The sequence below is a fragment of the Blastococcus sp. OS1-29 genome, assembly GCF_057628075.1.
On sequence record NZ_JBXXJK010000002.1, the window covers coordinates 556,076 to 576,118 of the forward strand.

Below are 20,043 nucleotides of genomic sequence, written 5' to 3' on the forward strand. Positions count from 1 at the left end.
ACGGCCTGCGCGGCCAGGAAGTGAGAAGATGACCGCGACATCGGGAGCGCCCAGGCCTGGGCCAGCCCGCCGGGGTGCCGGAGCCAGAGGCCCGCACGCCCATCGCACATCCCTGGGGATCGCCTGTGTCCGACTCACCCACCCCGCGCCCGGACGCCACCGCCGAGCTCACGGCGCTGCTGCGGCAGCGCATCCTGGTCCTCGACGGCGCCATGGGCACCGCCATCCAGCGGGACCGCCCCGACGAGGCCGGCTATCGCGGCGCGCGCTTCGCCGACTGGCCGACCGACGTGCAGGGCAACAACGACCTGCTCAGCATCACCGCTCCCGAGATCATCGCCGGCATCCACCGCGAGTACCTGGAGGCCGGCGCGGACCTGATCGAGACCAACACCTTCAACGCGACGTCGATCTCCCTGTCGGACTACGGGATGGAGGAGCTCGCCCACGAGCTCAACGTCGCCTCCGCACGGTTGGCCCGCCACGAGTGCGACGTGATGACCGCGCGGACGCCGGACAAGCCGCGCTACGTCGTCGGTGCGCTGGGCCCCACGAGCCGGACGGCGTCCATCTCGCCCGACGTCAACGACCCGGGCGCGCGCAACGTCAGCTACGACGAGCTGGTCGAGGCCTACCTGGAGCAGGCCAACGGGCTGGTCGACGGCGGCGTCGACGTCCTGCTGATCGAGACCATCTTCGACACGCTGAACGCGAAGGCAGCGATCTTCGCCCTGGAGACGATGTTCGAGGAACGCGGGCGCCGCTGGCCCGTCATGATCTCGGGCACGATCACCGACGCCTCCGGCCGCACGCTCTCCGGCCAGGTCACCGAGGCCTTCTGGCACTCCGTCCGGCACGTGAACCCGCTCCTGGTCGGGCTCAACTGCGCCCTGGGCGCCAAGGAGATGCGGCCCTACATCGCCGAGCTGTCACGGGTCGCCGACACGTTCGTCTCCTGCTACCCGAACGCCGGCCTGCCCAACGCCTTCGGCGAGTACGACGAGTCGCCCGACGAGACCGCGTCGATCCTCGCGGAGTTCGCCGACAGCGGCTTCGTCAACGTCGTCGGCGGCTGCTGCGGGACGACGCCGGCGCACATCGCGGCCGTCGCCGCGGTCGCGGAGGGCCGGACGCCGCGGACGCCGGCGCAGACGCGCCCGGCGCTTCGGCTCTCCGGCCTGGAGCCCCTCACGGTCACCGAGGAATCCCTCTTCGTGAACGTGGGCGAGCGGACCAACATCACCGGATCCGCTCGGTTCCGCAACCTGATCAAGGCCGGTGACTACCCGGCCGCGCTGGCCGTGGCCCGCCAGCAGGTCGAGGCCGGCGCGCAGGTCATCGACATCAACATGGACGAGGGGATGATCGACGGCGTCGAGGCGATGGACCGCTTCACCAAGCTGATCGCCTCCGAGCCCGACATCTCCCGTGTGCCGACGATGGTCGACTCCTCGAAGTGGGAGGTGATGGAGGCCGGGCTCAAGAACATCCAGGGCAAGGCCATCGTCAACTCGATCTCGCTGAAGAACGGTGAGGAGGAGTTCGTCCACCACGCCCGGCTGTGCCGCAAGTACGGCGCCGCGGTCGTCGTCATGGCCTTCGACGAGGACGGGCAGGGCGACACCCTCGAGCGGCGTACGCAGATCTGCCGCCGCGCCTACGACATCCTCGTGGAGCAGGTCGGCTTCCCGTTCGAGGACATCATCTTCGATCCCAACATCTTCGCCGTCGCCACGGGCATCGAGGAGCACGCGAACTACGGCCTCGACTTCATCGAGGCGACGCGCTGGATCAAGCACAACCTGCCCGGCGCGCTCGTCTCCGGCGGCGTCTCCAACGTCTCCTTCTCCTTCCGCGGCAACAACCCGGTGCGGGAGGCCATCCACTCCGTCTTCCTGTACCACGCCATCGCGGCCGGTCTGGACATGGCGATCGTCAACGCGGGCCAGCTCGAGGTCTACAGCGAGGTGCCGGAGCTGCTGCGCGAGCGCATCGAGGACGTGATCCTCAACCGCCGCCCCGACAGCACGGAGCGGCTGCTCGAGATCGCCGGCGACTTCGCCGGTGACGGCTCGGTCAAGGAGGTCGCCTCCGAGGAGTGGCGGTCACTCCCGGTGGCCGAGCGGATCACCCACGCGCTCGTGAAGGGCATCGACGCGTTCGTCGAGGACGACACCGAGGAGCTGCGCGGCGAGATCTCCGCGCGCGGCGGCCGGCCGATCGAGGTCATCGAGGGCCCGCTCATGGACGGCATGAACGTCGTCGGCGACCTCTTCGGGGCCGGGAAGATGTTCCTGCCGCAGGTGGTGAAGTCCGCTCGCGTCATGAAGAAGGCGGTCGCCTACCTCATCCCGTTCATCGAGGCGGAGAAGCAGCCCGGGGACGCCGAGCGCACCAACGGCAAGGTCGTCATGGCGACGGCGAAGGGCGACGTCCACGACATCGGCAAGAACATCGTCGGCGTCGTCCTCCAGTGCAACAACTACGACGTCGTCGACCTCGGGGTGATGGTGCCGCCCCAGAAGATCCTGGACGCGGCCAAGGAGGAGGGCGCCGACATCATCGGCATCTCCGGGCTCATCACGCCGTCCCTGGACGAGATGGTGACCCTGGCGTCGGAGATGGAGCGGCAGGGCTTCGAGATCCCGCTGCTGGTGGGCGGTGCCACGACCTCACGCGCGCACACGGCGGTCAAGGTCGACCGCAAGTACCACGGCCCGGTGATCTGGGTGAAGGACGCGTCGCGCTCGGTGCCGGTGGTGGCCGCCCTGCTGTCGGACGAGCAGCGACCGAAGCTGCTGGCCGAGACCGACGCCGACTACGACACGCTGCGCGAGCGGCACGCCGCCCGCCAGGACACGCGCACGATCCTCCCGATCGCCACCGCCCGCGCGGCCGGGACGCCCATCGACTGGAGCTCCTACCACCCGCCGCGTCCGCGGATGCTGCTGCAGCAGGCGATGGACGTGTGCGCCGGGCCCGGCTGCGACCACCTGCACCACGTGGCCACCCAGTTCGTGCGCGCGTTCCACGACTACTCGCTGGAGGAGCTGCGCACGTACATCGACTGGCAGCCGTTCTTCAACGCGTGGGAGATGCGGGGCAGGTTCCCGGACATCCTCAACAACCCGGTCAGCGGTGAGGCGGCCCGCCGGCTCTACGAGGACGCCCAGCTGCTGCTCGACCAGGCCATCGCTCAGAAGTGGCTGCGCGCGAGCGGGGTCTTCGGGCTGTTCCCGGCCAACCAGGTGCCCGGCGACGACATCGAGGTCTACACCGACGAGTCGCGCAGCACGGTCCTCACGACACTCCACCAGCTCCGCCAGCAGACGGAGGGACGCGACGGCTCGGCGCGCAAGTCGCTGGCCGACTTCGTCGCGCCCAAGGCGTCCGGCCTGCACGACTACGTCGGCGCGTTCGCCGTCACCGCCGGGCTCGGCTCGGTGGAGAAGATCGTGGAGTTCAAGAAGGCCAACGACGACTACAACGCGATCCTGCTGGAGTCGCTGGCCGACCGGCTGGCCGAGGCATTCGCCGAGCGGCTGCACGAGCGGGTGCGCAAGGAGTTCTGGGCCTACGTGCCCGACGAGCGCCTGGACAACGAGGCGCTGATCGCCGAGAAGTACAAGGGCATCCGGCCGGCCCCGGGCTACCCCGCCTGCCCGGAGCACACCGAGAAGCAGACGATCTGGGAGCTCCTCGACGTCGAGAACAACACCGGTATCCAGCTGACCGACAGCATGGCCATGTGGCCGGGCGCGTCGGTGAGCGGCCTGTACTTCTCGCATCCCGAGTCGCGGTACTTCGTGCTGGGTCGGCTGGGTCGTGATCAGGTCGAGGACTACGCGCGGCGCAAGGGGTGGACCGTCGACGAGGCGGAGCGGTGGCTCTCGCCCAACCTGGGCTACCGCACCGAGGACGAGTAGCCGTCCACGTGGGGAACATCTCCCGGCTTCCGGCCCCCTGCCGGAGGCCGGGAGGCCTGTTCCCAGGGACACTGGGAACGGATGACTGAATCACTGCGCGCCGTCCTCTTCGACATGGACGGGACCCTCGTCGAGACCGAAGAGCACTGGGGCGAGGCTCTCTTCGCCCTCGCCGCGCGGCTCGGCGGCCGCCTGTCCGCGCAGGCGCGTCAGGCGACGGTCGGCTCCAGCATGCGGACGTCGATGGAGATCCTCTACGGCGACCTCGGCGTCAGCCGCAGCGAGGCCGAGCTCGTCGCCGACGCCCGATGGGTCGAGGACACCACCGCGGTGCTGCTCGCCGAGGAGATCAGCTGGCGTCCCGGAGCCGCCGAGCTCCTGCAGTCGGTGCGCGACGCCGGCCTCGCGACCGCCCTGGTGACGACGACGCCGCGCCGCATCGCCGACATCGTGCTCGCCTCGATCCGCGGCGACCTGGGCTCGGACCCGTTCGACCTGACGATCTGCGGGGACGAGGTGCCGGCCCGCAAGCCCGATCCGGCGCCCTACCGGATGGCCATGGATGCCCTGGGTGTGCTGCCCGGGGAGTGCGTCGTCGTCGAGGACTCCCAGGCCGGCATCGCGGCCGGACTGGCGGCGGGAACCGCCGTCCTCGGCGTGCCCACCCTGCAGGTCGTGTCGCCCGCCCCGGGACTGCACCTGCGCGACGGGCTGGTCGGCGTCGGGCCGGCCGAGCTCGCAGCGGTGCTGGCCGAGGCGGACCTCGCGGACTCCGCCGCCTGAGCTATGACGTCGGACACGCCTCACGCGCCGTTCGGCGGTCGGCCCGCGCCGGCTGCAGCTGTCACCAGCGGCGGAGCCGGAAGCTGACACAGCGTCACGGGCGGCGGTACACCATCCGGCAGTCGGAGCGGCGCCGACAGGCCGATGTCACAGTGCTGGTGGTGCGATTCGTAGTACGTTCGTGACCTGTTCGCCGAGACCGGCTCCTCGACCGAGGGGCGTCGGCTGGACACCGCCGAACCGGCGAACGGCCCTCGCGGGGCCGGCCGGACCGGGGACCCATGGTTCCTCTGGGGTGAATCCTGCACGTCGCAGGTAGGGCATCTTCCGGCCCGAACCCGTCAGCTAACTCGGTAGGCGGGTGAGGAAGAACGGAGAGCCGCCCCCTGTGGCGCCCCTGAACTTGCACACCGCACAGCCCCACGACGAGGTCGCCACCACCCCGAACAGGGGCGGCCGGCACTACCGCAGATCCGCTCCGAGCTCCCGCGTCGCCTACGGCCTGGGCATCGCCGCCGTCTGCGCGTTGGCCACGCTGAACCTGGTCACCGGCACCGGCACCGGCGCCGTGCCGGCCAGCGCGGACGAGCAGTCGTCCGTTGCCGTCGCGGACGCCCTGGGTGTCGCCGGCGCCTCGGCCCCGGTCAGTGCCGACGCGGAACGCCTCGGCGAGGTGACCTCGAGTCGCTCGCAGCGCGACGCCGAGCAGGCCGCCGCGGTCACCGCGCAGGCCCAGGCCGAGCAGGCTGCCGTTGCCGCCCAGGCCCAGGCCGAGGCGGCGGCCGCGGCGCAGGCCGCTGCCGCCGCGGCAGCTGCGCAGGCCGCGAAGGCTGCCAACGACACTCCGGCCCCGGCTGCCGCTGGGACCGCCGCGACCGCCGTCGCGAAGATCAGCAACAGCTCGGGCCCGGTGAAGCCGCAGACGCAGGTCGCGGCGAACGCCGTCGTGTCCAACGTGCCCGGAGCCGGCGGCATCACCCTCGGCGGCACGCGGGCCAGCGCGGCCGACCCGCACGGACACCCGTCAGGGCTCGCCCTGGACTACATGGTGCTCGGGAACTCGTCCCTCGGTGAGGCGATCATCGCCTACCACATCGCGCACTGGGACGAGCTCGGCGTGGAGTACCTCATCTACAAGCAGCGCATGCTGTCCTCCCCGAACGGCAGCTGGGTCGGCATGGAGGACCGGGGCAGCCCGACGGCCAACCACATGGACCACGTGCACGTGAACTACCGCTGACCGTGTACGGGGTCGGGGCGGTCTGGCGGCCCCGACCCCGGGTCAGCTGACGGCGACGATCGGCAGGGTCTGCCAGCCGGCGGCCGCGGCCGCCTCGGTCGGGAACGGCGGGGGAGTGCCCCCGAAGGCCGGGCAGAGCGCCTGGTGGTCGCACCAGTCGCACAGGCGCGACTTGTTCGGCCGGAAATCGCCGGTCGCGACCGCCCGCTCGATGGCCGCCCAGATCGCGGTGAGGGTGCGCTCGAAGCGGATCAGCTCGTCCTCGTCGGGCGCGTAGGTCAGCGCGTCGCCGTCCTTGAGGTAGAGCAGCTTGAGCTGTGCGGCGATGACGCCGCGGGTGCGCCACAGGACGAGTGCGTAGAACTTCATCTGGAACAGCGCTTTGCCCTCGAACGCCTCGCGCGGCACCGCACCGGTCTTGTAGTCGACGACCCGGAGTGCGCCGTTGCGGGCGACGTCCAACCGGTCGACGAACCCGCGCAGCAGCAGCCCGTCCGGCAGCGTCACCTCGACCAGTTCCTCGCGGCCGTGCGGCTCGATGCGGGTCGGGTCCTCCAGCGTGAAGTACTTCTCGACCAGCTTTCCCGCCGACAGCAGCCAGGCCTCCACCGACTCCGGCGCCGAGGGCGCCGTCTCCGCGCCCTCGTCCTGGGAGACGGCGAACAGCTCGGCCACGCCCGGCTCCTCGCGCAGGTCGGCCCACGCGGGCTCGATCAGCTCCTGTGCCGCCTCGACGGTGCGCTGTGCGGCCGGGAGGTCGTAGAGCCGCTCGAGGACCGAGTGCACCAACGTCCCCCGGACCGCGGCCAGGCTCTTGCGCTCCGGCAGCCGGTCGATCGTGCGGAACCGGTAGAGCAGCGGGCAGGTCTTGAAATCCGCCGCGCGGCTCGGCGACAGCGAGGGACGGCGGGGCGCGTCCACGGCCTGGGCACCCTCGGTCGGGGTCGGGTCGGTCTCCACCATCGCCGTCATGGTTCCGAGGCTAGGTGGCCCCTCCGACAGTTCCGAGCGTCCGCGCCGCACTGGGGACAAGGGTCACATCAGCCCCGTCCGTACGCTGGCCACCTGTGGACATCGAGCAGGAAACCGTGCCCGGCGCTTTCGTCATCGGCGACCGGGTGCAGCTGACCGACCCGAAGGGGCGGCTGCACACCGTGGTCCTCGAGCCCGGCAAGGAGTTCCACACCCACCGCGGCGCGATCAAGCACGACGACCTGATCGGTGCCCCCGAGGGCTCCGTCGTCTTCTCGACGGCGAACACCGGCTACCTGGCGTTCCGGCCGCTGCTGCAGGACTTCGTCCTGTCCATGCCCCGCGGTGCCCAGGTGATCTACCCCAAGGACGCCGCCCAGATCGTGGGCTTCGGCGACATCGGGCCCGGAATGCGGGTGCTGGAGGCCGGCGCGGGCTCCGGCGCGCTGACGTGCTCGCTGCTGCGCGCGGTCGGCAGCGGGGGAGCGGTCACCAGCTACGAGCGGCGCGAGGACTTCGCGGACGTCGCCCGCGGCAACGTCGGTGCCTTCTTCGGGGAGGTCCCGGAGAACTGGTCGCTGCGGCTGGGCGATCTGGCCGAGCACCCCGCCGAGGAGGTCGTCGACCGCGTCGTCCTGGACATGCTGGAGCCCTGGGCGGTGCTGCCGACCGTGGCGGCGGCGCTGCGACCGGGCGGCGTCCTGATCGGGTACGTGGCCACGGTGACGCAGCTGTCCACGTACGTGGAGGCGCTGCGCGCACAGGGCGTCTGGACCGAGCCGCACGCCTGGGAGTCGCTGCTGCGGCCGTGGCACGCCGTCGGTCTCGCGGTACGCCCGGAGCACCGGATGGTCGCCCACACGGCCTTCCTCGTGACCGCCCGGCGCCTCGCCGAGGGCGCCGTCGCGCCGATCCGGCAGCGGCGGGCGCAGAAGCACTGAAAGCTCCTGGGTCGGGTGTGACGGCTCGGTCCCGGTCCCAGCGAGCCCACGGCGAACTGTCCGGCCCCGTGTATAGATTTGCGTTCTGGCTCCCCCGATGTTCGTGGAGGTGCGCGATGGGCCCCGGTTCAGGTGAAGGTCCCGACGACATGACTGCGCGGCGCGAGCGCGACGTCGCCGCCCTGCTCAGCCAGATCTCCTACCTCGAGGAGGAGATCGGGCTCCTGCGGCGCAAGGTGGCCGACAGTCCACGGCAGGTCCGTGCCCTGGAGGAGCGCATCGCCGAGGCCGAGGGGCGCGCGGCATTCCTGTCCGAGCGCAACGACAAGCTGGCCGGCACCCTCCGCGACGCGCGGGAGCAGCTGGTCACGCTCAAGGAGGAGGTCGACCGGCTCGGCCAGCCGCCGTCGGGCTACGGCGTCTTCCTGACCGGATACGACGACGGCACGGTCGACATCTTCACCAGCGGGCGCAAGCTGCGCGTCTCGGTCTCGCCGAACGTGGAGGTCGAGACGCTCCGGGTCGGCCAGGAGGTCATGCTCAACGAGGCGATGAACGTCGTCGAGGCGCGTGGCTTCGAGCGGGCCGGCGACGTCGTCATGCTCAAGGAGCTGCTCGAGCCGGTCGACGGGGTCACCCCGCGCGCGCTGGTCATCGGGCACACCGACGAGGAGCGGGTGGTCTTCCTCGCCGACTCGCTGACCGGCCAGCCCCTGCGGGTCGGCGACTCGCTGCTGCTGGAGACGCGGTCGGGCTACGCCTACGAGCGGATCCCGAAGAGCGAGGTCGAGGAGCTCGTCCTCGAAGAGGTCCCCGACATCGACTACTCCGACATCGGTGGCCTCTCCCGGCAGATCGAGCAGATCCGGGACGCCGTCGAGCTGCCGTTCCTGCACGCCGACCTGTTCCGCGAGTACGAGCTGCGGCCGCCGAAGGGCATCCTCCTGTACGGGCCGCCCGGCTGCGGGAAGACGCTGATCGCCAAGGCGGTGGCGAACTCGCTGGCCAAGAAGGTGGCCGCCGTCCGCGGCGACGGCGACACGAGCCAGGGGAAGTCCTACTTCCTCAACATCAAGGGCCCCGAGCTGCTCAACAAGTACGTCGGCGAGACCGAGCGGCACATCCGGCTGGTGTTCCAGCGCGCGCGGGAGAAGGCGAGCGAGGGCACGCCGGTCATCGTGTTCTTCGACGAGATGGACTCGATCTTCCGCACCCGCGGGTCCGGGGTGTCCTCCGACGTCGAGTCGACGATCGTGCCGCAGCTGCTCAGCGAGATCGACGGCGTGGAGGGGCTGGAGAACGTCATCGTCATCGGCGCCTCCAACCGCGAGGACATGATCGACCCGGCGATCCTGCGGCCGGGGCGCCTGGACGTGAAGATCAAGATCGAGCGTCCGGACGCCGAGGCGGCGCGCGACATCTTCTCCAAGTACCTGGTGCCGAGCCTGCCGATCAGCCCCGACGATCTGGCCGAGCACGGGGGCAGCCGCGAGGCGACGATCGGCGCGATGATCCAGCGCACCGTCGAGCGCATGTACACCGAGAGCGAGGAGAACCGCTTCCTCGAGGTCACCTACGCCAACGGTGACAAGGAGGTCCTGTACTTCAAGGACTTCAACTCCGGCGCCATGCTGCAGAACATCGTCGACCGGGCGAAGAAGATGGCGATCAAGGAGCAGCTCGAAACCGGTGTCGGCGGGCTGCGGGTCAGTCACCTGACGGCGGCGTGCCTCGACGAGTTCAAGGAGAACGAGGACCTCCCGAACACGACCAACCCCGACGACTGGGCGCGGATCTCGGGCAAGAAGGGCGAGCGGATCGTCTACATCCGCACCCTCATCAGCGGCAAGGGCAACGAGTCCGGCCGGGCGATCGACACGGCGACCAACACCGGCCAGTACCTGTAGGGGCCGCGGCCGGGTCCGACCGTCGGACCGGGCCGCTAGGTTCCGCGCATGGCCGACTTCGTCCGGCAGGACCTCCGCGGCTCGCAGTTCCGGGACGTCGATCTGCGGGACAGCCGGTTTCACGACGTGGACCTCAGCGGTTCGGTGCTGCGCGGTGTGCAGCTGGACGACGTCGAGATCGACGGTGACGTCGAGGGCCTGACGATCAACGGCGTCGCGGTGGGACCGCTGATCGAGGCCGAGCTCGACCGGCGGTATCCCGATCGCGGAAAGCTGCGGCCCACCGACCCGGCCGGCTTCCGGGAGGCCTGGGACGTCGTCGAGCGGCTGTGGGCCGGCACCGTCGAGCGTGCCCGCCGGCTCGAGCCGGAGCTCCTGCATGAATCCGTCGACGGTGAGTGGTCGTTCATCGAGACCCTCCGGCACCTCGTCATGGCGACCGAGTGCTGGATCCATCGGGCACTGCTGGGGGACCCGGCACCGTGGCACCCGTTGAGCCTGCCGTTCGACGGCATGCCGGACATGCCTGGCGTTCCTCGGGACCGGGAGGCTCGGCCCTCGCTCGACGTCGTCCTCGAGCTGCGCCGCGACCGGATGGCCACGGTCCGCCGCGTCGTCGACGGGCTCACCGAGGAGTCGCTCGCCGGAGTGACCGAACCCGTCGACGGACCCGGCTGGCCACCGCCGAGCAGCTTCGACGTCCGGAAGTGCCTCCTCACCGTCCTCAACGAGGAGTGGCAGCACCGGCTGTACGCCGAGCGCGACCTCGCCGTCCTCGAGTCGCGGGCCCGGTGAGAGCGTGCGGCGGGTCGTGGGCACGGGGTCGGCTACGGGATGGGTGCCGCGACAGCCGACGCCCGCGGGGTCAGGCGTACCGCTCGGCCAGAAGCCGGAGGTGCGCCTCGCCGGCGTGCTCGTAGATCAGCCCTGGCACGGTGGTCACGGCGTACGGGCGGTCGGTCAGCGGCGGCTGCGGACCGACGTCCACGTGTGTGACGTCGTGGCCGAGGCGGTGCAGGTAGTCGGCCATGGCGTAGTCCGAGCGCGAGTCCCCGACGGTGTGCCAGACCGTCGGCACGTCGCCGTCCGCTGCCAGCAGCGCGAGTGCGCGTTGCGCACCGAGGGCCTTGCCGGAGAGGTCGGACTCGACGTCGGTGGCGATGACCGACGGGTCGATGCGCCACGGCGTCCGTCCCTCCGCGTCCGGGTGCCGCTCGTCCCGCAGACGGACGCCGAGCCCCGCCGCCCGCAGGCCGGTCAGCAGCGCGACGTCGAATCCGCGCTGACGTGCCAGGTAGACGTCGTTCGGTACGTCGGTCCGGGCCTCGACCGTCGCCATGACGACCTTGGTGCCGTCGACGAACATGGCGTCGCCGTACCCGTCGTCGACCAGGCGCCGCACCAGGTCTCGTGCGACGTCCGGGACGCGCAGCGCCGGATCGGTGTGCACCTCGCCGATGCCGTCGCCGTGGGCCGACGTCCAGGAGCCGCCCTTCTCGCAGATCGCGTGCAGCCGCCCGCCCCGGGGCAGGTCGGAAGCGGCCAGCGGACCGAACACCTGGTCGTCGACGAAGGTGGTCGACCGGCCGGTGTTGAGCACGACGGGCACCCCGGCGGCGAGGAGGGCCCCGGACGTCGGCCAGGAGAGCGGGGGTCACGGTGCGGGTCACCGGGCTGGACACCGGGCCGTCCACGTCCAGCAGGATCCCGAGGGGTGGCGTGCTCACCCCGACATCCTCCGGGTGTCCAGCGGGCCGCCTAGGCTCGGGCCATGAGCGTGCGGCGGGTCATGGGCACCGAGGTCGAGTACGGCATCTCGGTGCCCGGACAGCCGACGGCGAACCCGACCACCCTGTCCAGCCAGGTCGTGAACGCCTGGGCGGTGGCCGAGGCGCCGACGCCTCGCCGTCCCCGCTGGGATTTCGAGGAGGAGTCGCCGCTGCGCGACGCCCGCGGCTTCGACCTCTCGCCGGCCACGGCGCTGGACCACAACGACCTCGACGACGACACCGGGATGGCCAACGTCATCCTGACCAACGGCGCCCGGCTCTACGTCGACCACGCGCACCCGGAGTACTCCACCCCTGAGGTCACCACGCCGCGCGACATCGTGCTGTGGGACAAGGCGGGGGAGCAGGTGATGGCCGAGGCGGCCCGCCGCGCGGCCCGCGTGCCGGGCACCCAGCCCATCCAGCTCTACAAGAACAACACCGACGGCAAGGGCGCCTCCTACGGGGCGCACGAGAACTACCTGATGGACCGGAAGACGCCGTTCATCGACATCATCCGCGGCCTCATCCCGTTCTTCGTGACGCGCCAGGTGTTCGCCGGCGCCGGGCGGGTGGGCATCGGCGTCGAGGGCCGCACCCAGGGCTTCCAGCTGTCCTCGCGCGCGGACTTCTTCGAGGTCGAGGTGGGCCTGGAGACGACGCTGAAGCGGCCGATCATCAACACCCGCGACGAGCCGCACGCCGACGCAGACAAGTACCGGCGGCTGCACGTGATCATCGGCGACGCGAACCTCGCCGAGCTGTCGACCTACCTGAAGGTCGGGACGACGTCGCTGGTGCTGGCGATGATCGAGGCGCGCGCCCTCCCGCGGGACCTGACGATCGAGGAGCCGGTCGAGGCGCTCCAGGCGGTCAGCCACGACCCGTCGCTCACGCACAAGGTACGGCTGCGCGACGGTCGGCAGATGACGGCGCTCGAGGTGCAGCAGCTTTACCTGGAGCAGGCGGAGAAATTCGTCGCCACCCGGGGCGAGTCCGACGAGCAGACCGACGACGTGCTGCGCCGCTGGGCCGAGGTGCTCGACGACCTGGCGATCGACCCAATGCGCTGCGCCGACCGGCTCGACTGGCCGGCCAAGCTGCGGCTGCTCGAGGGGTACCGGTCGCGGGATCAGCTCGGCTGGGGCGACTCGCGGCTGCACCTGGTCGACCTGCAGTACTCCGACGTCCGGACGGACAAGGGGCTGTACAACCGCCTCGTGGCCCGTGGGTCCATGAAGCGACTGCTCACCGACGACGAGGTGACCCGGGCGATGGCCTCGCCGCCGACCGACACCCGGGCCTTCTTCCGTGGTGAGTGCCTCCGCCGCTACCCGGCACAGGTAGCCGCGGCGTCGTGGGACTCGGTGGTCTTCGACCTCGGCCGGGAGAACCTGGTGCGCATCCCCACGATGGAGCCGCTGCGGGGCACGCGGGAGCACGTGGGTGCCCTGTTCGAGGCCTCGGCGACCGCCCAGGAGCTCGTCGACACCATCACCGGCAGCTGACGCACAGACACCTCCGGGTGACCCGGAATGTCACATCCCGGGGGTAGCTTTCTGGCAGGCAACAAGCCACGAGCAGCACCGGAGGGCAGCATGGCCACCAGGGACACCGGCGGGCAGCAGAAGGCGACGCGCACGCGCGAGGAGACCGACGAGGTCGAGGCCTCGGTCGACACCGAGGTCGCCGAACGACACAAGGAAATGACCGAGGACGTCGATTCCATTCTCGATGAAATTGACGAGGTATTGGAATCGAATGCAGAGGAATTCGTTAGGGCATATGTACAAAAAGGGGGGGAGTGAACGATCTAGTTCCGTAAATATTCCCCGACACCCATGGCTCAACTAGAGAAATACTGCCCAGATTGTGGGCACCACCTGTCGGTGGCCATGTTCACGCGCGACAAGCGACGGTCGGACGGCTTGGCTTTCTATTGTCGTGACCATGCCCGCCAGCGTTTGAGAGAGTCGAAGGCTCGCCGTCACGGGCCTCCACGCTCTCGGCACCCGCTGGACAGAGTTGTGCCAGAGGGGTGGAAATGGTGTCCGGATTGCGACACCGTGAAGTTCTTGTCCGACTTCCCGAGGTCGAGAGGCAACAAGAACGGGCGACACTCCTACTGCAAGCCCTGCCATAACGCACGCGGGAAAGCCACGCTGGAGAGCGTCGGGGGCTCTCGCACGTACCACCTCAAGCGGCGCTACGGCATCAGCGCGGCTGATGCTGACTTGATGCTCGGGGAGCAGGGCGGCCTCTGTGCGATTTGCAGAGCCGCGCCAGCGGTGCATGTGGATCACGACCATGCAACCGGCGCGGTCCGGGCCCTGCTCTGCTTCAACTGCAATGGCGGTCTCGGGCAGTTCAAGGACGACCCGGCCGTACTCCGTGCCGCGGCCGAGTACGTCCGCTTTCACAGCCTCAGCCAACGTGTGGTCGCCATCGCGGCAGCTGCCGGCCTCGGCCCCGTCCGACCCATCCGACTGGGGGACCCGCCGGTAGGGTCGATTCGGCGCCCGACGACGCACGGCACGACCGCGCGAAGCACCGGGCGAACGAGCAGGTCACGCCAGCAGACGCAGGCGGGAGAGGTGGATGGGTGAGCGAGTTTTCAGCGGGCCGGAGCGGGTTCACGCCCGCCTATCTGGACCGGGTGGGCTCCTCGTTCACCGACTTCCTCGGCGTCACAGCGCCTGACCTGTTGCCGGGCCGCCGGCCGATCCCGCAGCTGCCCGTCGGCGACCTCGCGCCCCACGGCACGACGATCGTCTCGGTCACCTACGACGGCGGCGTGCTCATGGGCGGCGACCGCCGCGCCACGATGGGCAACCTGATCTCCAGCCGGGACATCGAGAAGGTCTACCCGGCCGACTCCTACAGCGTCATCGGCATCGCCGGCGCCGCAGGCATCGCCATCGAGATGGTCCGCCTCTACCAGGTCGAGCTCGAGCACTACGAGAAGATCGAGGGCCTCACCCTCTCCCTCGACGGCAAGGCCAACCGGCTCGCCGCCATGATCCGTGGCAACCTCGGCGCGGCCATGCAGGGCCTCGCCGTCGTCCCGCTGTTCGCCGGGTTCGACCTCGACGCGGCGCCCGCCACGACCCCGGGCCGCATCTTCAGCTACGACGTCACCGGCGGGAACTACGAGGAGCGCGGGTACGCCGCCGTCGGCTCCGGCTCGCTGTTCGCCAAGAACTCGCTCAAGAAGACCTGGCGCAGCAACCTGACCGCCGAGGCGGCCACCCGCACCGTCGTCGAGGCGCTCTACGACGCCGCGGACGACGACTCCGCGACCGGCGGCCCCGACCCCGTGCGCCGGCTCTACCCGATCGTCTACCGGGTCGACGCCGAGGGCGCCGTCCGGCTCACCGACGCCGAGGTGGCCGCCGTGGCCGACGGCATCGTCACCGATCGTGCCGAGGCCGACCGCGCCAACACCGAGCGGGGGCTCTGAGCCATGACCATGCCGTACTACGCCTCGCCCGAGCAGCTCATGCGCGACCGCTCGGAGTACGCCCGCAAGGGCATCTCCCGCGGTCGCAGCGTCGCCGTCGTCACCTACGCCGACGGTGTCCTGTTCATCGCCGAGAACCCCAGCTCCACGCTGCACAAGGTCAGCGAGCTCTACGACCGCATCGGGTTCGCCGCCGTCGGCCGCTACTCGGAGTTCGAGAGCCTGCGGGTCGCCGGCATCCGGCTGGCCGACGTCCGCGGGTACTCCTACAACCGCCGCGACGTCACCGGCCGGGTCATCGCCAACGCCTACGCCCAGACCCTCGCCGCGGTATTCAGCGAGCAGATGAAGCCCTACGAGGTCGAGCTCTGCGTCGCCGAGGTCGGCGACACCGCCGAGAACGACCAGCTCTACCGGCTGACCTTCGACGGGTCGATCGTCGACGAGCCCGACTTCGTCGTCATGGGCGGCCAGGCCGAGGCGGTCACCGGGCACCTCCGCGAGCACTTCTCCACCGGCATGGGCCTGGCCGACGCGCTGCAGGTCGGCGTCCGCGCCCTGTCCGCCGTCAGTCCGGTCACCGCCGGCTCCGGCAACGGCGGGGCGACGACGCTGACCGCGGCCCAGCTGGAGGTCGCCGTCCTGGACCGCCGCCGACCCAAGCGCGCTTTCCGCCGGGTCACCGGCGCCGCCCTGACGTCACTGCTCGGCGGCACGGAGGCGGCCGCGGAACCCGAGACGCACACCGCCACCCACGCACCCAGCGTCCCCGAGCCCGGGACCCCGCCCGGGCTGGGCGACCCCGCCAACCCCGACACGGCCGGCGGCACCGAACACGGCGGGCACAGCACTCCGGAGGACTGAGCATGCCGAACTACCGGGTCAACAAGGACGGCGTCGCGAAGGCGCGCGAGCTGATCGACGCCGGGAAGTACGACGACGCCACCGAGTGGTCCGACGCGGCACCCTCCGCCGACGACGAGAACGCCGAGATCGACAAGCACGGCTACGACGGGTTCGGCGCCTGGCACCTCGCCATCGACCCCGACGCCTCGGAGGGGACCAAGGGCCGGTACAAGTTCCCCTACGGCGACTTCAGGAAGGTCAACCGGGCCGGCCTCATCCACGCCAAGCAGCGCGCGGCGCAGAACGACCACGACGAGATCGAGAAGGCCGCCGACCGGCTGCTCGATCAGCTCGACAAGAAGCGGGACGCCTGAGCCGTTTACGTCAGTCAGCCGTCAGCCTTCTGCGCGAGGACACGGCACATGTGCGGCCTCGCATGTACTACTTGTGTCACGGCCCGTGCCTAGGTTTGCTCCCTGGAGGCGACGTGATGTTGACACTTGCGGAAGCCGGCAGCGGAGCCACGGGGATCGTTGTCGCGTCGGCAGCACTCCTCAGCGTGACCAGCACCGTCAAGCTGGTCCTCTTGTTGAGGCTCTGCCGTGAGGTGCTGCTGAAGTTGGATCCCGCCAATGCCCCATCGCTCACCGATGCGGCTCTCCTCGTCCTCGCCCTGAAGGGGCGGCGGGACGACGCGCTTCTGCAGCTAATTTCGCAGCTGGCGTCGTCGAGGAAGACGGCAGCGCATCCACCTGCTGACACGGTTCAGCCGGGTGAAGCGCGGAAGCAAGCCTTGAAGGCGTCCTGAGCTGGTCGTTTTGTCTCCATGAAGGAGAGACGCCGATGGTCCCAGCCTCGACGGCGTCCGGCGCCTAGTCTCGGACCGTGGACCGACGGATCTTCGGCATCGAGACCGAGTACGGCGTCACGTGCACCTTCAAGGGCCAGCGCCGGCTCTCCCCGGACGAGGTCGCCCGCTACCTGTTCCGGCGGGTGGTCTCCTGGGGGCGCAGCTCCAACGTCTTCCTCCGCAACGGCTCCCGCCTGTACCTCGACGTCGGCAGCCACCCCGAGTACGCCACGGCCGAGTGCGACGACCTCACCGAGCTGGTCGTCCACGACAAGGCCGGCGAGCGGATCCTCGAGGGCCTGCTGGTCGACGCGGAACAGCGCCTGGCCGAAGAGGGTGTCACCGGCGACATCTACCTGTTCAAGAACAACACCGACTCCGCCGGCAACAGCTACGGCTGCCACGAGAACTACCTCGTCGGCCGGCACGGCGAGTTCAGCCGCCTCGCCGACGTCCTCATCCCCTTCCTCGTCAGCCGGCAGATCGTCGTCGGCGCCGGCAAGGTGCTGCAGACCCCGCGCGGGGCCATCTTCTGCGTCAGCCAGCGGGCCGAGCACATCTGGGAGGGCGTCAGCAGCGCCACCACCCGGTCCCGGCCGATCATCAACACCCGCGACGAGCCGCACGCCGACGCCGAGCGCTACCGCCGGCTGCACGTCATCGTCGGCGACTCGAACATGAACGAGACGACGACGCTGCTCAAGGTCACCATGACCGACCTGGTGCTGCGGATGATCGAGGCCGGCGTCCCCATCAAGGACATGACGCTGGAGAACCCGATCCGCGCCATCCGGGAGATCAGCCACGACATGACCGGACGGCGCAAGGTCCGCCTCGCCAACGGCCGGGAGATGTCGGCGCTGGAGATCCAGTCCGAGTACCACTCCCGCGCCGCCGAGTTCGCCGACCGCGAGGGCTGCACCCCCGAGCACCGGTCCATGCTCGAGCTGTGGGGCCGGGTGCTCAAGGCCGTCGACACCGAGGACCTCAGCCTCATCGACCGCGAGATCGACTGGGCCACCAAGTACAACCTGATCGAGCGCTACCGCGCCAAGCGTGGCCTGCCGCTGTCCTCGCCGCGGATCGCGCAGATGGACCTCGCGTACCACGACATCAGCCGCACCCGCGGCCTGTACTACCTGCTCGAGCGGGCCGGCCAGGTGGATCGGGTGGCCCACGAGCCGCGCGTCTTCGAGGCCAAGAACGTGCCGCCGCAGACGACCCGGGCGCGGCTGCGCGGTGAGTTCATCCGCAAGGCGCAGGAGAAGCGCCGCGACTTCACCGTCGACTGGGTGCACCTCAAGCTCAACGACCAGGCCCAGCGCACCGTGCTGTGCAAGGACCCGTTCAAGGCCGTCGACGACCGCGTGGACAAGCTCATCGCCAGCATGTGACCGAGCGGGGATGTCCGACGCTCCCTCTAGCGTGGGCGCCATGGACATCCTGCTGGTCGCCGGGCTGTGGCTCGACGGTTCCGCCTGGGACGACGTGGTTCCTCCGCTCCGCGAGCTCGGCCACCGCCCGATCCCGCTGACCCTCCCCGGCCAGGGGGACGGGCGTCGGGAGGCGACTCTCGCCGACCAGGTCGCGGCGGTGCTCGCCGCCGTCGACGCGGCCGCCGGACGGGTCCTGGTGGTCGGTCACTCCGCCGCCGGCACGCTCGCGTGGCTGGCGGCGGACGCGCGTCCGGAGAAGGTCACTGGAGTCGCCCTCGTCGGCGGCTGGCCGAAGTCCGATGGGGAGCCCTACGCCGACTTCTTCCCGACCGTGGACGGCGTCGTGCCCTTTCCGGGCTGGGGCCCGTTCGAGGGGCCGGACTCCGCCGATCTCGACGAGCAGGGCAGGCGCAGCTTCGCCGCGGCGGCGATCCCCGTGCCGGAGGGGGTGACCAGCGGCGTGGTCCGCCTGACCGACGACCGGCGGTACGGCGTGCCGGTCGTGCTCGTGTGCCCCGAGTTCAGCCCCGCCCAGGTCGAGGAGTGGATCGCCGCGGGGGAGCTGGCCGAGCTGGCGAAGGCCGAGCGCCTGGAACTCGTCGACATCGACTCGGGCCACTGGCCGATGCTCACCCGGCCCCTCGAACTGGCCCGGTTGCTGGCGGCCGCCGCGTCGGAGGTCGACGGCTGACGAGGCCCGTCACGAGCCGGCCCCTCGGCGCTTCGACCGGCAGCCGGGTCGTCGATCCGGCGTGACCGACGTCAGGCGTCGGCAGGCTCCTCGGCGTCGACGTCGCCCTCCGGTATGGGGACCCGCAGCGCGGCATACCGGCCGGCTGCCGCGGCCGCCAGGAAGTAGGCCCGCTCCTCCGGATAGCCGCGCCCCATCGTCCGCAGCGGCACCGGCGACAGCACCAGGGCGTCGTCCAGACCGTCGGTGTCCACCCAGACCACGGGGTTCCGCGCCGGCTGACCGGCGAGGTCCTCGTCCACCTGACCGCCGAGCTCCGAGGAGAGCCCGCGGGGGGCGATCAGCGTGACCCCCCCGAGCGCCACCCGACCGAACGCCGTCAGCGAGTGGTGCGACACCCCGCGGTGCCGCGGCCGCGGATCGGCGTCGGAGATCCGCAGTGCGCCGATCGCCTCGCCCCCCAGCACGGTCACCGCGTTGCACGCCTCGCCCGCCGCGACCCCCGAGAAGCCCCACGGCGTGCCGGTGCCCAGGTTGCCCGGCCCCTGCGTGATGATCGCGAGGTCCGCTCCCAGCACGTGCCGCGCGGCGAGCAGCCCGGTGTGCACGGTCACCGCCTCCAGGTCACCGCCGAACGCCTGGCCGACGGTGACCACCCCCGCCAGGGAGGCGGCCAGCGTGTCCAGCGTCCGCGAGAACGCCGCGGGCAGCGCCCCGCCGTCCTGCATCACGTACGCGACCTTCAGGTCGGGGTCGGTGGCGAGCATGCCGATCAGGACGGCGGGCAGCGCCGAGTGCAGGTCGGCGACCACCACCGGCATGCCGCCGATGTCGTCGACCTCCGACATGAGGGCGTGGTGCTCGGTCTCCTGCTCGTCCACCCCGGCGACGGTCACCTGCATCGGCGTGTACCGCGCCTTCACCAGGTGCCCGGGCTCGGTGGGGTCCGACGGCAGCCGGTCGGGGACGGCGATGACCAGCGCGACCCCGCCGGTGCCGAGCCCCTGGGCCAGCGCCGTCGTGTTCAGCAGCACCTCGTCGCCCACCCGGGGGATGCCCACCATCGACGGGTAGGCCAGTGCCTTCAGCTGCCCCTCCTCGGCCACCTCCACGGTCAGCTCGAGGCTGTCGCGCCCGCGCCGTCCGGTGGCCGTGACCCGTCCCCGCCGCCACCGGATGCGGACGGGCGGGGGAGGGGAGGCGGAATACGGCATGCAGGGAG

The 20,043-nt window shown here is 70.7% G+C and carries 18 protein-coding genes and 1 riboswitch; of the genes, 15 read left to right on the forward strand and 3 right to left on the reverse strand.

All coding sequences use genetic code 11. The features are described from left to right. Positions 1-125 precede the first annotated feature (125 nt). From metH to AC2H4J_RS07280, 3 genes are all read left to right on the forward strand, one after another. Positions 126-3,926, forward strand: coding sequence for a methionine synthase (gene metH, locus AC2H4J_RS07270; RefSeq protein WP_487464183.1), 3,801 nt, complete (start codon positions 126-128; stop codon positions 3,924-3,926). Positions 3,927-4,007: 81 nt separating this feature from the next. Continuing rightward, positions 4,008-4,709 (forward strand): HAD family hydrolase, encoded by a 702-nt coding sequence (locus AC2H4J_RS07275; RefSeq protein WP_487464184.1) that lies wholly within the window; start codon positions 4,008-4,010, stop codon positions 4,707-4,709. 223 nt (positions 4,710-4,932) lie between these two features. After that, a riboswitch (cyclic di-AMP (ydaO/yuaA leader) is annotated at positions 4,933-5,084 on the forward strand. A gap of 13 nt (positions 5,085-5,097) precedes the next feature. Further along, positions 5,098-5,949 carry a VldE C-terminal domain-containing protein gene (locus tag AC2H4J_RS07280; protein WP_487464185.1) on the forward strand — a complete coding sequence of 284 codons (852 nt, stop codon included), beginning with the start codon at positions 5,098-5,100 and terminating at the stop codon, positions 5,947-5,949. 42 nt (positions 5,950-5,991) lie between these two features. Here the strand turns inward: AC2H4J_RS07280 and AC2H4J_RS07285 are convergent, their stop codons facing one another. After that, positions 5,992-6,921: a RecB family exonuclease gene (locus AC2H4J_RS07285; protein ID WP_487464186.1), complete on the reverse strand. Its 930-nt coding sequence runs from the start codon at positions 6,919-6,921 to the stop codon at positions 5,992-5,994. Between the two features lie 95 nt (positions 6,922-7,016). Between AC2H4J_RS07285 and AC2H4J_RS07290 the strand changes: the two genes are divergently transcribed. From AC2H4J_RS07290 to AC2H4J_RS07300, 3 genes are all read left to right on the forward strand, one after another. Further along, positions 7,017-7,862: a tRNA (adenine-N1)-methyltransferase gene (locus tag AC2H4J_RS07290; protein WP_487464187.1), complete on the forward strand. Its 846-nt coding sequence runs from the start codon at positions 7,017-7,019 to the stop codon at positions 7,860-7,862. A gap of 149 nt (positions 7,863-8,011) precedes the next feature. Next, complete coding sequence (gene arc, locus AC2H4J_RS07295; protein WP_487464188.1) at positions 8,012-9,769, forward strand: proteasome ATPase; 1,758 nt, start codon at positions 8,012-8,014, stop codon at positions 9,767-9,769. A gap of 48 nt (positions 9,770-9,817) precedes the next feature. Further along, the gene (locus AC2H4J_RS07300) at positions 9,818-10,564 is read left to right on the forward strand and encodes a DinB family protein (RefSeq protein ID WP_487464189.1); all 747 of its coding nucleotides are present in this window, start codon (positions 9,818-9,820) and stop codon (positions 10,562-10,564) included. A 70-nt stretch (positions 10,565-10,634) separates the two neighbouring features. Here the strand turns inward: AC2H4J_RS07300 and AC2H4J_RS07305 are convergent, their stop codons facing one another. After that, positions 10,635-11,369, reverse strand: coding sequence for a hypothetical protein (locus AC2H4J_RS07305; RefSeq protein ID WP_487464190.1), 735 nt, complete (start codon positions 11,367-11,369; stop codon positions 10,635-10,637). 171 nt (positions 11,370-11,540) lie between these two features. On the opposite strand from AC2H4J_RS07305, the gene dop reads away from it, so the two are divergent. The 9 genes from dop to AC2H4J_RS07350 all read left to right on the forward strand — a co-directional run bounded on the left by dop (position 11,541) and on the right by AC2H4J_RS07350 (position 18,821). After that, entirely contained in the window at positions 11,541-13,046 is a 1,506-nt protein-coding gene (dop, locus tag AC2H4J_RS07310) for a depupylase/deamidase Dop (RefSeq protein WP_487464191.1), read from the forward strand. 90 nt (positions 13,047-13,136) lie between these two features. After that, a complete protein-coding gene (locus AC2H4J_RS07315) occupies positions 13,137-13,346 on the forward strand; it encodes a ubiquitin-like protein Pup (RefSeq protein ID WP_487464192.1) in 210 nt (69 codons plus the stop codon). Positions 13,347-13,433: 87 nt separating this feature from the next. Further along, the gene (locus AC2H4J_RS07320; protein ID WP_487464358.1) at positions 13,434-14,144 is read left to right on the forward strand and encodes an endonuclease VII domain-containing protein; all 711 of its coding nucleotides are present in this window, start codon (positions 13,434-13,436) and stop codon (positions 14,142-14,144) included. Next, complete coding sequence (gene prcB, locus AC2H4J_RS07325) at positions 14,141-14,998, forward strand: proteasome subunit beta (RefSeq protein WP_487464193.1); 858 nt, start codon at positions 14,141-14,143, stop codon at positions 14,996-14,998. Before AC2H4J_RS07320 ends, prcB begins: the two co-directional genes overlap by 4 nt. 3 nt (positions 14,999-15,001) lie before the next feature. Beyond that, positions 15,002-15,862, forward strand: coding sequence for a proteasome subunit alpha (prcA, locus tag AC2H4J_RS07330; RefSeq protein WP_487464194.1), 861 nt, complete (start codon positions 15,002-15,004; stop codon positions 15,860-15,862). A 2-nt stretch (positions 15,863-15,864) separates the two neighbouring features. Beyond that, a complete protein-coding gene (locus AC2H4J_RS07335) occupies positions 15,865-16,218 on the forward strand; it encodes a hypothetical protein (protein WP_487464195.1) in 354 nt (117 codons plus the stop codon). A gap of 185 nt (positions 16,219-16,403) precedes the next feature. Continuing rightward, complete coding sequence (locus tag AC2H4J_RS07340) at positions 16,404-16,652, forward strand: hypothetical protein (RefSeq protein ID WP_487464196.1); 249 nt, start codon at positions 16,404-16,406, stop codon at positions 16,650-16,652. A 77-nt stretch (positions 16,653-16,729) separates the two neighbouring features. Next, positions 16,730-18,088: a Pup--protein ligase gene (pafA, locus tag AC2H4J_RS07345; protein WP_487464197.1), complete on the forward strand. Its 1,359-nt coding sequence runs from the start codon at positions 16,730-16,732 to the stop codon at positions 18,086-18,088. A gap of 40 nt (positions 18,089-18,128) precedes the next feature. Then, positions 18,129-18,821: an alpha/beta fold hydrolase gene (locus AC2H4J_RS07350; protein WP_487464198.1), complete on the forward strand. Its 693-nt coding sequence runs from the start codon at positions 18,129-18,131 to the stop codon at positions 18,819-18,821. Positions 18,822-18,892: 71 nt separating this feature from the next. On the opposite strand, the gene AC2H4J_RS07355 is transcribed toward AC2H4J_RS07350, so the two are convergent. Next, positions 18,893-20,035 (reverse strand): DUF3866 family protein, encoded by a 1,143-nt coding sequence (locus AC2H4J_RS07355; protein ID WP_487464199.1) that lies wholly within the window; start codon positions 20,033-20,035, stop codon positions 18,893-18,895. Between the last annotated feature and the right edge of the window lie 8 nt (positions 20,036-20,043).

What these genes read in the sequence shown, in the direction of transcription:
- dop (WP_487464191.1), top strand. Translation starts at nt 11,541, where the DNA reads ATGAGCGTGCGGCGGGTCATGGGCACCGAGGTCGAGTACGGCATCTCG.
- AC2H4J_RS07275 (WP_487464184.1), top strand. Translation starts at nt 4,008, where the DNA reads ATGACTGAATCACTGCGCGCCGTCCTCTTCGACATGGACGGGACCCTC.
- prcA (WP_487464194.1), top strand. Translation starts at nt 15,002, where the DNA reads ATGACCATGCCGTACTACGCCTCGCCCGAGCAGCTCATGCGCGACCGC.
- AC2H4J_RS07335 (WP_487464195.1), top strand. Translation starts at nt 15,865, where the DNA reads ATGCCGAACTACCGGGTCAACAAGGACGGCGTCGCGAAGGCGCGCGAG.
- AC2H4J_RS07285 (WP_487464186.1), bottom strand. Translation starts at nt 6,921, where the DNA reads ATGACGGCGATGGTGGAGACCGACCCGACCCCGACCGAGGGTGCCCAG.
- AC2H4J_RS07350 (WP_487464198.1), top strand. Translation starts at nt 18,129, where the DNA reads ATGGACATCCTGCTGGTCGCCGGGCTGTGGCTCGACGGTTCCGCCTGG.
- AC2H4J_RS07320 (WP_487464358.1), top strand. Translation starts at nt 13,434, where the DNA reads ATGTTCACGCGCGACAAGCGACGGTCGGACGGCTTGGCTTTCTATTGT.
- arc (WP_487464188.1), top strand. Translation starts at nt 8,012, where the DNA reads ATGACTGCGCGGCGCGAGCGCGACGTCGCCGCCCTGCTCAGCCAGATC.
- AC2H4J_RS07300 (WP_487464189.1), top strand. Translation starts at nt 9,818, where the DNA reads ATGGCCGACTTCGTCCGGCAGGACCTCCGCGGCTCGCAGTTCCGGGAC.
- AC2H4J_RS07315 (WP_487464192.1), top strand. Translation starts at nt 13,137, where the DNA reads ATGGCCACCAGGGACACCGGCGGGCAGCAGAAGGCGACGCGCACGCGC.
- AC2H4J_RS07355 (WP_487464199.1), bottom strand. Translation starts at nt 20,035, where the DNA reads ATGCCGTATTCCGCCTCCCCTCCCCCGCCCGTCCGCATCCGGTGGCGG.